2 protein-coding genes are annotated in these 2,653 nt (G+C 46.2%); both read right to left on the reverse strand.

Features of this window, described 5'->3' with window-relative positions:
* A partial coding sequence (locus tag BKN38_RS10015; RefSeq protein WP_083329112.1) for a hypothetical protein occupies positions 1-338 on the reverse strand: 338 nt, incomplete at its 3' end.
* 288 nt (positions 339-626) lie between these two features.
* A complete protein-coding gene (locus BKN38_RS12205; protein ID WP_143000294.1) occupies positions 627-2,552 on the reverse strand; it encodes an ATP-binding protein in 1,926 nt (641 codons plus the stop codon).
* Between the last annotated feature and the right edge of the window lie 101 nt (positions 2,553-2,653).

Here is a 2,653-nt window from a genome sequence, read left to right on the forward strand (position 1 = left end):
TGTGGGGGGGGGGGGGCAAGCATCACATATCCGCCATCGTTATTATCACCCACGCGGGTAAGCTTCAAAGATGCCGACACCATAGGGCGCACGAGTGAAAGGTAGCGTTTGGCGTTTTGGCGGGATTGTTCGCATGTTAGCGTGATGACTCCATTGTTTGGCTTTGGGTAAAACTGCAATGCCAATTCTTGCTTGATTTTTTCAGGCAAATCAAGAAAGGATAGAATCTGCAATGCTTGGATTGAGTGTGCATTTTTGTTTGCTTCATCGAATTTAGCACACACGCGATTAATACCAAAAAAACCATGAATTTTGCGCCTGATTTTTTCTTTTAGCATCTTAAAACTCCTTGGGTGTTTCGCAAATCAAAGATAGAATACTATTTGTTTTTGCATTAATTCCAGCTTTTGAAATATAATGCAACCAGTCAAAACCAACCTATATATTATAGCGAAATTGATATAATCTTATGAACTGTTTATGGCTTGGTCTGCAAAAAAGCGCAATCTTGGCTAGACATTGCTTTCATTGCGCATTTAGATTCTGGCAATTTTGCAAGCCGCCCATAAAAAATGCATCAAAACATATCAAAAACGCGCAAAACGCGTCAAAATCTGCGCTATGCCTCAATCCTCCGCGTCAAATATTATCACCACTTCGCAGCCTTTGCCCTCTTCACTTTTTAGCAGAATCTGCGCGCCATGATAGAGCGCTATATGCTTAATGATTGATAGCCCAAGCCCAGTGCCGCCGAGCTTTTTGCTGCGACTTTTATCCACGCGATAAAACCGCTCAAACACCTTCTCTTGCTCATCTAGCGGGATGCCGATGCCATCATCTTTTATGTGGATGCAAATTTTTGTGCTGTTTTTATTATGCGCGCCAAAGGCTTGTAAGCCGGTAGATTTTGAGGTGGATTTTGGCGCGATTTGTGAAGCATTTTTCCCAGCGATTTTCACAAAAGGCGCTGGCAGAATCTTATCGATTTCTTGCACGCCAGATTCTCGCGCGCCAAAAACGCGCATATCAGATTCTCGCACACCAAAATTTCGCGCGCCAGATTCTCGCATTTTATAGATAGAAACCTCTAGTTTTCCGCCCTCGTGATTATATTTGATAGCGTTTTCGCAGAGATTATAGAGCATGTCTTCGATGAGATTTGGCACGCCAAAAATCGCTAGATTCTCATCATCTTGCGCGTTTAGCCGCACTTGTATGCGTTTTTGGGTGATAAGCGGAGATAGCGCATTTAGCGCCTTTTGCGCGCTTTCTTTGAGACACACTCGCGATTTTTCGAGCACACCCCCTTCATCAAAAAACGACAGCTTCAAAATATCATTGATGATATCCAGCAACCGCTTGCATTTCTCATAGATTTTGCCGCTAAAAGCCGCGATGTCGCCTTGCGCTATCATGCCCTGCTTCATCATCTCGCTGCTCGCCATTATGGTGCTTAGCGGCGTTTTTAGCTCATGCGTCACATTCGCGCTAAACTCGCGGCGCAAGCGCTGGTTTTGGATTTTCTCACTTCTATCAAGCAGCAGCACGACAAACGCCTTTGCCTTGCTTTTGCCAAGCACTGGGAGGGCTATCATCTCGATATCACAGCCTTGTATTTGTATGTCTTGCGCCTGTGCTTTGGCGCTAGAGAAATCGATGCTAGCAAAAATGCCTTCTGTATCGGCGATGGTGTCAGTGATGGTGTCCGCGCTGTTTTTATCGCGCGCATTATTTTTGCTAGAATCTAGATTCTGCATTTTTGGCGCGCCAAACTCGCTAGCAATTTCGCCAGCCTCGCGCGCGCTGTTCTCGCCCACCACAGCGCCCGCACGCAAATGCGGCAGCATCATAAGCGCTTTGTCATTAAATGACAAAATCTTTTTATGCTCATCCAAAAGCACGATGCCTTCACTAATATTTTGGCTAATCGCTTGAAATTGCCTCTCTTGGCGCGCGATGATTTTACTCGCTTTTTTTATCTTTTTTTTCTGCGCGATGATTTTGTCAAAAAACACAAAAAGCTCGCTATAAGGCGGCTTGAACGATTTGGATTCTAGCGATTCGAGGCTGTTTAGTGGTGCTATGATAGAGCGCGTGAGATACCTAGCCACAAGCGCGCTAAGCAAAAGTGCCAGCAGCATCACAGCCGCCACATAGCCCAAAATCCAAAATCCCGCCGCATAAATCGCGCGCTGACTCATGCAAACCCGAAGCACCAAATGATATGAGGGCAAATACACCGCATAATAAAGCAGGCGCTGATGCGCGCTAGTAGAATCGCGCACGACATAGCTAGGATTCCCAGCGATAGCCGCTTTGACCTCCTCTCTATCGGCGTGATTTGAGAGGCTTGCTGGCTCTAAGCGATTGTCATAAATCACTTTGCCGCCCTCATCAATAAGCGAGATGCGATAAGGATACTGCCCCCAAAACGCCAAATAATCCGTGCTTTTCATCTGCGTGGCGAGCTTTTGTGCCTCCTCTTTTAGATGCTCAAACGCCCATTTTTGGCTGACATTATCCGCCAAAATCAAAAGCGAGATGAAAATCACCGCCTCCACCAGCGCCACCACGCCAAAAATAGAGGCGAAAATCTTTTTGCGAAGTGAGCGCGTGGGGCGGGGGGCTGGCGTGCGCGTTTTTTATTTTCTTG

The organism is Helicobacter sp. CLO-3 (genome assembly GCF_001854545.1).
Taxonomy (GTDB): Bacteria; Campylobacterota; Campylobacteria; order Campylobacterales; family Helicobacteraceae; genus Helicobacter_B.